The organism is Pseudoalteromonas sp. S1609 (assembly GCF_005887255.1).
Lineage (GTDB): Bacteria > Pseudomonadota > Gammaproteobacteria > Enterobacterales > Alteromonadaceae > Pseudoalteromonas.
Map to the genome: position 1 here is coordinate 1 of NZ_PNDJ01000293.1, position 324 is coordinate 324.

General features: G+C 42.6%; 1 pseudogene. It reads right to left on the reverse strand.

The features are described from left to right. Positions 1–324: pseudogene (locus CWB76_RS19795) on the reverse strand (NAD(P)/FAD-dependent oxidoreductase); the annotation flags it as partial.

The window sequence follows — 324 nt, forward strand, 5'->3', positions numbered from 1 at the left end:
CATAGCAGGGCCAAAATTACGAGACTGATACAGCTCTTTAAACGCCCATGACGTTTTAACCTCATCGCTATACTGGGTTAAATGAGTATTGGCTACATTGTTTTGTAGCGCATTAAAAATAACTTCAGAGGCTATCATGCGTGACTTCATAGCCGTATGGTTGACTTTTATTTTTGCAAAGTTAAGAGTGCCTGCATCACAGCACACTAGCAAGCCAACCGGGAAGTGCATTTTTGGTTATGAATGTAAACCGCCTTTAGCAAGAGGACGGGCAGCGTAAGCAATGCGTGCTCATCCTTCAAGCGTATTTATGAAAATAGGGTG